The sequence below is a fragment of the Pseudomonas khorasanensis genome (genome assembly GCF_014268505.2).
In the GTDB taxonomy this organism is placed as follows: domain Bacteria; phylum Pseudomonadota; class Gammaproteobacteria; order Pseudomonadales; family Pseudomonadaceae; genus Aquipseudomonas; species Aquipseudomonas khorasanensis.
This window is the reverse complement of record NZ_JABWQP020000009.1, coordinates 205,164-212,529: the sequence shown is the minus strand read 5'-3', so window position 1 is coordinate 212,529 and position 7,366 is coordinate 205,164. Positions and strand designations below refer to the sequence as shown.

The 7,366-nt window shown below is 60.9% G+C and carries 4 protein-coding genes; 1 reads left to right on the top strand and 3 read right to left on the bottom strand.

All coding sequences use genetic code 11. The features are described from left to right. Positions 1–13: 13 nt before the first annotated feature. From HU727_RS18965 to HU727_RS18955, 3 genes are all read right to left on the bottom strand, one after another. Positions 14–3,688 (bottom strand): translocation/assembly module TamB domain-containing protein, encoded by a 3,675-nt coding sequence (locus tag HU727_RS18965; protein WP_186534210.1) that lies wholly within the window; start codon positions 3,686–3,688, stop codon positions 14–16. Further along, positions 3,685–5,412, bottom strand: coding sequence for an autotransporter assembly complex protein TamA (locus tag HU727_RS18960; RefSeq protein WP_186534211.1), 1,728 nt, complete (start codon positions 5,410–5,412; stop codon positions 3,685–3,687). The genes HU727_RS18965 and HU727_RS18960 overlap by 4 nt, the downstream gene beginning before the upstream one ends. A 66-nt stretch (positions 5,413–5,478) precedes the next feature. Beyond that, positions 5,479–6,129, bottom strand: coding sequence for a GNAT family N-acetyltransferase (locus HU727_RS18955; RefSeq protein WP_186534212.1), 651 nt, complete (start codon positions 6,127–6,129; stop codon positions 5,479–5,481). Between the two features lie 295 nt (positions 6,130–6,424). Here HU727_RS18955 and xthA point away from each other — a divergent pair, with 295 nt between their 5' ends. Further along, entirely contained in the window at positions 6,425–7,237 is an 813-nt protein-coding gene (gene xthA / locus HU727_RS18950) for an exodeoxyribonuclease III (RefSeq protein WP_186534213.1), read from the top strand. Positions 7,238–7,366: the final 129 nt, after the last annotated feature.

Here is a 7,366-nt window from a genome sequence, read left to right as displayed (position 1 = left end):
TTTCAGAAAATCTTCAGAAATCGCGCTTATAGAAAATATCCAGCGAACTCGCCACGCCGCTGGCCGCCTCGACATACACCTTCTTGCTCAGCTTGTAGCGCAGGGCGATGGTGCTGGCGGGTTCGAATACGCCAACGCCGTAGCGCAAGCTGAGTTTCTCGGAGATATTGCCGCTGGCGACGACGCTGGTGTCGTTGCCGCTGCCCTGAGTGTCGAGCTGGAAATCCTGAATCCCTAAATCGTTGGCCAGGCCACTGGTTACCCCGGCGCTGCCCATCAAACCCAGGCCCAGCGCTGCTTGCGCGAGCATGTTGTTGTCCTCGCCGCTGGTGCTCAGCGGACGCCCCAGCACCAGATAGGACAGCGCCTGCTCCTGACTCATGGCCGGCTCGGAAAAGATCTGAGTGGTGGGCTGTTCTGCGCTGCCGCTCAGGCGAATGCCGGCAATCACGTCGTCAGTCTGGCGGATGGCTTCGATGTCGAGATACGGCTGGTCGATGGGCCCGGCGAACAGCAGACGTGCACGCCGTACGGTCAGGCGCTGGCCGTAGGCGCGATAGCGGCCGTCGTTGAGCCACAGCTCGCCGCGCGTGTCCATGTTGTCGCCGATGTGCACTTGACCTTGCAGGTTGGCGGTGAGACCAAAACCGGCGAAGCTCAACTTGTCCTGGCCAACGATCACGTCGATGTCCATTTTCATCGCGATCGGTGGCTTGCCCTCTTCGGTCTGCGCACCGACGATGATCGTGTCATCGGAGACTTTCACCGTTGACGGCGGCAGCTCCCGAACGATGATTTCGCCTTTGGGCACCAGAACTTTACCGGCGATCTTCAGCTCATCGCCGGCCATCGAAATCTTCAGATCCGGCGCCATCTCGAGCTTGGCGTAGGGTTCGACGCTGACCGGCAACTGCGTGCCCTTGAGCGCCAGATCGACCACCAGCGCCTGACCCCAGGCGACGTTGCCGTCGAGGCTGCCCTGGCCGGTCCTGCCGCTTTTCCATCCGCCGTCCAGACGCACCGATTCGCCGGCAATCACCGCTTTGAGTTGCAAGTCCTGCAGCTCCATCGGCAGTTCGGCGCCGGACACTTCACCGTCGCTGAGCTGCACCGTGCCGTTGACCAGTGGCGCAAGCAGGCCACCGGAAAGCGTGCCACTGCCGTTGAGCCGGCCGGTGAGCTTTTCCACCATCGGCACGAACGGCCGCGCTACTGACAGGTCGAGGCCAGTGAGGCGGAACGAGCCGCTCAGCGGTTTGTTTTTCGGCAGCGGATTGAGCTGCGCCTGCACCATCAACTCGCCGAGTTTGCCGCCAACGAAGTTGAGCTCGGTGTCGACGCGTTTGGGCGTCAGTTTGCTGCTGAGCTTGAGCGTCTGGTACGGGAAGTCCAGCCATTGTTCCTTGTCACGTACGCGCAAAATGCCGCCGCTGGCATCGACGCTGACCACGCCGTTCGGGCCGCTGGCCGGCAGGTCCAGTTGCAGATCGGCGTTGAGCCGGCCCTGCCAGGCGAAGTCCTTGGGCAGCCACTGCGCGAGGCTTTCGATCGGGAATTGCTTGAGGTGATAACGCAGCTTTGGCTCGGGCATCAGCCGCTGGTCTTCACCGCACAGGCTGGCGTCGCCGGACAGCCAGCAGTGGGCGCCAAAATTGATCTGGCCGTCAGCCAGGCGTTCGAGTCTGGCCGGTGCTTGCAGTTTCCAGTCCTGGCCACCGGCCTGAATGTCACCGCTCGCCAACCGCCCGCGCCAATTGCCTTTGTCCAGATTGCCATCCAGCCCCAGCGCCAGTTTCAGCTTGGGTCCGATCAGGTCGAGAATGAGTTTCTGCTTTTTGATATCGCCCTGAGCGCTGGCGGTCAGGGTGCCGAGCGACGTATCACCCGTTTGAATGCCGGTGCCTTTCAGATCAATCTTCGCCCGCTGCGCACTGTCGAGCGTCGCATCGAGGTTGAGGCTTTGCAGGCGATTGTCCTGGAAGGCCAGTTGCGAACCTTGCAGATCCAGCTTGCCCTGCGGCGCCTTTAGCGTACCGGCGACGTTAACCTGACCGTTGATCTGTCCGCGCAATTGCGGCCAGAGCTGGGCCAGACGCGGCAGCTTGATGTCGATCTGGCCGCCGAGTTTGTCCTGCAGGCTGCCCTTGCCGCTGATGCTGTTGTCGCCGAGGCGGATTTGCAAGGCGTTGAGGTTCCACCGCTCGCCAGCGCCGTCGGCCTTGGCTTGCAGAGTCGCCGGTTGCCCGCGCAGTTTGCCTTTGAGGTCAAGGTCGGCGCTGAGGCTGAGTTGATCGTTCTTCATCTCGCCTTTGCTCTTCAGCGGCCCGGCCAGGGTGCCCGGCAATTCCGCCACCCAGTACGCCGGGTTGAGCGCCGACAAGTCCAGCGCGGTATCCCAGGCGATGCCATCCGCAAAACGTACATTGACGTGCCCTTGCGCCTTGCCCTGCCCGGCTTGCATCACCAGTTGCGGCAAGGCGATCTGTTCCAGGCTGCCGCTGAACGGACTGCTCAGGGTGAACGCGCCCGCCGGGCCATCCAGGGCGGCGGCGAAATTGCCCAGGTACTTGCCGTCGGTGTAAGAGACTTCGCCGGTGAAGGTGCGCAACGCGACTTGCGGCTCGTCGATCTCCGGGTAGAGCCGGTGCCAGGGGAAGTCTTGCCAATTGATGTTGGCCTGGGCGCTGAGGCCTTTGCTCCAGTCGACATTTCCGGTGAGTTTGAGGCTTTGTGCGTCACTGGCGTTAAGGTCGAGCCCTGCGATTTGCGCGCCGTTGCCGTCGACCTTGCCTTTGAGCAACAACGCCACGGGGGCTTTTTCGGCAGGCAGCGTGGCGTTGCCGAGTAGCTGGTAACCGTTTTTCAGATCGCCTTCGCCAGTGAGGACAAGCTGGTTGAATTGCAACGTGTCGGGCAGGTCGGCGCTCGGCTTGAATGCCTCGCTGGTGATGCGCACCTTGGCCGGCAGGTTTTCCGCCAGCGCTTGCAGTTCACCGCTCAACTGACCGTCGAGGTAGCCACGGCTGTCGGCGTGCAGGTTGAGGGTTTTCAGCAGGTCGCCATCCACCTTCAGTGCCAGTGTCCATGGCTCGGTCCCCGGTGCTGGCAGGGTCAGGTCGCCCTGGATATTCAGCGGCCAGTTGCCGGTGGGTTGCAGGAGGCCGGTCAGGTTCAGGCTCAGTTCATCACGCTGCAATTTCACGCTGTCGATCTTCAGGCCTTGAGCAGTCCAGTGCGCCGCCAGTTGCAACCCCTTGAGTTGTTCGCTGCCGTTGAACAACAGACTGCCGACCTCGACGTCGCCCAGTTCGATGGCCACCGGCAACTGCAGATCAGGCAATGTGATCGGCCCACTTTCAGTGGTTTCCTGGCTCGGCGGAAATTGCAGAATCACTTGCTCGGACTTGAGCTGATCGATGCACAGGGTCATGCGCATCAGGCACAGCGGCGACCAGGCGAAGATCGCCCTGTTCAGTTCGACGCGGCTCGTGTCCTGCTGCCATATCAGATGATCGGCACTCCACTGACCGCCAAGGCGACCCTGAAAGTTCTCCACGCTCAGTCCCGGCACGAAGCCCAGCGCCCAACGGCTGCCGGCCTGGGTGCCGAGCAATGCTGCGAGACTGAAGACGATCAACAGCACCAGCGCCAATAGCGTCAGCGCCGTTATTTTCAGACCACGTTTCAAAGCTCAGGCCCCATGGAAAAGTGCAGCCGGATGCCGCCGTCGTCGTCCAGCGCGTGGGCCAGGTCAAGACGGATCGGACCGACCGGCGAGACCCAGCGCACACCCACACCGACCCCGGTCTTGAGGTCGGGCAGTTCAAGTTTATTGAAAGAATTGCCTTGGTCGACAAACGTCGCGACCCGCCATTTCTCGGCGATCGAATACTGATACTCGACGCTGCCGGCAATCATGTAGCGGCCACCAATGCGGTCACCGTCGGAGTTCTTCGGCGACAGGCTCTGGTAGTCGTAACCGCGCACGCTCTGATCGCCCCCGGCGAAGAAGCGCAGTGACGGCGGAATCGAGTTGTAGCCATTGGTGGCGCTGCCGCCAACCTGCACCCGGCCAAGCAGTCGGTGCTTGTCGAACACCGTGGTCAGGCCTTTGACCAACGCGGTGCCGTATAAAAGGTTGTTGTCCGAACCCAGACCTTCCTTCGCCACTTTGCTCTCGAAGCTCAGGCGATAACCGTTGTGCGGGTCGATGCGATTGTCGCTTTTGAGGTACGAGTAGCTGATGCCCGGCATCAGCAAGGTGCTCAGGCCGGAGTCGTCACCCAGCTCGTATTCCTCGCGCTGCCATTTCAGCGAGATCACCCGCTGCCAGCCGCTGGGCAACTTGCTGTGCCATTCCGGGCCAAAGGTCAGCAGTTTGCTCAGCGTGTCGGAGCCTTCGATGTCTTCGAACTGATAGCCGCCGGCCCAACGCAGTTTGTCGGTCAGTGGCGGGTCGAGCGGGATGTCATAGAACAGCCCGACGTTCTGCCGTGGCGCCGAGAGTTCGGCCTCCCAGCCATAACTGTCACCCTGCGGATTGACCCAGTGCCGCGTCCAGTTGGCCCTGACACGTGGACCGACGTCGGTGGAGTAACCGAGGCCCAGGCCCATGGTGCGCGGTTTGCGGGTGTCGAGTTTGACGCCGACCGGGATCACATTTTTTTGTGCTGCTGTTGGCGCCGCGTCAACGCGCACGCCTTCGAAATAGCCGCTCGACTGCAGGTCGCGGTTGAGCTCGGCGATCAGCTCCGAATCGTAAGGCTCGCCTTCCTTGAACGGCACCATGCGCTGCAACAGATCTTCGTCGAACGGCGTGTCGCCCTCGAAACTGACCTTGCCCAGCGCATAGCGTGGGCCGCTGTCATAGATCAATTCGATGTCGGCCACACCCGCACGCGGATCGACCAACAATTTCTGGCTGGTGAAATGACCGCTGAAATAACCGAAGCGCGAGGCTTGATTCTGGATTACGCGTTTGGCGTCTTCGTAACGGCCATGGTTGAGCACCGCGCCGGATTTGAGCAGGTCGCTTTTGGGCACGCGAAAGGATTTGAGGGAAGCCGCCGGGCCATCGACACGGATGGTGACGTTGCGCAGGCGGATCGGCTCGCCGGGATCGATGTTCAGCACCAGGCGCGGGTTTTCCCCGCCCTTTACGTCACTTTCGATTTGCGGCTGGTAATAGCCCAGCGCCTGGGCCGCTTTGCGCGCCTGCTCTTCGGCCCCGCGACTGAAGCGCAGCAAGGCTTCTTCGTCGCGATCGCCGAGGCTGCCGATATAGCCTTCTATATTGGCCTTGAGTTCATCGTTGGACGGTTTGATCCGTACATCCAATTCGCTTTGCGCCAGCGCCGCGCAGCTGGATAACAGCATGAGCACGCCGCTGGTAAATCTTCGTGGAAACTTCATAGGCGCGGATGCTATCACGGGCTTGGGAGCCTGATAGAACAGGAAATTTCCCAAGAAGTTCTATCGTTAACCCGTTGCTGTTTGTAACACCTGGGGGTTGGCGTGGAAAAATACATGTTCTCGCACCGGCCCGACGGCAACCTCGCCGATCTCCTGATAACCCTGCCTTTTATAGAATTCCAGATAGCGCGGGTTGCCGGTGTCGAGCACCACGCCTTGCGAGGTTTCGTCGACAGCGCACCAGTTGTGCACGGCAGTGAGCAATTGCTCGCCATAGTGCTTGCCCTGAAACTGCGGATGAACCCCCAGCAACGGCAGCATGTGCACCGAGTCGCCGGGCACGCACGCGGCCACTGCATCGTGATATTCCAGATAGCGTCGGGTGCAGCGAAAACCGGTACTGAGCACCATGCGCAAACGCCACGCCCAACTTTCGGTAATGCCCAGACGACGTTGCGGCGGCGCGATGAGGGCGATACCGATCAAGCGGTCGTTGACCAACAGGCCGATGGCCGGCAAATCCTGCAGGAAATGCTGTTTGACCAGCTCGCGCACCGTGGCGCGCACGCGCTGTTCATAACCGGGACGCTCGGCCTCGAACAGGTAGCCGAACGTCGGCTCGTGGCGGTAAGCCTGATACAGCAGCGAGCGGGCTTCGCGCGAGTAGCCGCGGTCGAGCATATGAATGTCGGCGATGGCGGTCTGGGTTTCAGGCATGCGGTGATACTCCGGGGCGCGCTCGAGAGATGGCGCGCTTGTTGGTACGAACCTTGGGCGAATGGTGTGGTTCCCCTGACAGGTATAGACCAAGTCCCTTTTTTCATCGATTTTGCCGGCCTCTTCGCGAGCAGGCTCGCTCCCACAGTAGAACGCGTTGCAAATGTGGGAGCGAGCCTGCTCGCGAAGAGGCCGTCACAAAAAGCATAAATCCCACAGGCCAAAATGATTTCTCCCACACTGGCCCATCTCTCCCATGTCGGCTAGCATCGCCCTTTTGCCAGGACTGCCGACCATGAAGATCGTTTCCTTCAACATCAACGGACTGCGTGCCCGTCCGCATCAGCTGGCAGCGCTGATCGAAAAACATCAGCCCGACGTGATCGGTCTGCAGGAAACCAAGGTTCACGACGACCAGTTCCCCCACGAAGACATTCGCGCCCTCGGCTACCACGTGCACTTTCATGGCCAGAAAGGTCATTACGGCGTCGCCCTGCTCTCGCGCAAAGAACCGATCGCCATTCACAAGGGTTTTGCCACCGATGAAGAAGACGCCCAGCGCCGCTTCATCTGGGGCACCTTCGCCGACGCCAATGGCGTGCCGGTGACGATCATGAACGGCTATTTCCCACAGGGCGAAAGCCGCGACCATCCGACCAAATTTCCTGCCAAGCAGCGTTTCTACAGCGATCTTCAAGCGCTGCTGGAAGGCCAGTTTCACAACGAACAGCCGCTGGTGGTGATGGGCGATGTGAACATTTCGCCGCAAGACTGCGACATCGGCATCGGCCCGGACAACATGAAGCGCTGGCTGAAAACCGGCAAATGCAGCTTTCTGCCGGAAGAGCGCGAGTGGATGGCGCGCCTGAAAAACTGGGGCCTGACCGACAGCTATCGCCACCTGAACCCGGACGTGACCGATATGTTCAGCTGGTTCGACTACCGCAGCCGGGGCTTTGAAGACGAGCCGAAACGCGGGCTGCGCATCGATGTGATCCTGGCGTCCAATGGCTTGCTGCCACGGGTCAAGGACGCGGGCGTGGATTACGAACTGCGCGGGATGGAGAAACCGTCGGACCACGCGCCGATCTGGCTTGAACTGGCCTGATCCAGCCTGACGGAATTTTCATTGTGGGAACGAGCCTGCTCGCGAATGCGGCGGATCAGCGACGTATTTTTCGACTGACACGCCGCATTCGCGAGCAGGCTCGCTCCCACAGGTAATCCCCTGTCATCT

What these genes read in the sequence shown, in the direction of transcription:
- xthA (WP_186534213.1), top strand. Translation starts at nt 6,425, where the DNA reads ATGAAGATCGTTTCCTTCAACATCAACGGACTGCGTGCCCGTCCGCAT.
- HU727_RS18960 (WP_186534211.1), bottom strand. Translation starts at nt 5,412, where the DNA reads ATGAAGTTTCCACGAAGATTTACCAGCGGCGTGCTCATGCTGTTATCC.
- HU727_RS18955 (WP_186534212.1), bottom strand. Translation starts at nt 6,129, where the DNA reads ATGCCTGAAACCCAGACCGCCATCGCCGACATTCATATGCTCGACCGC.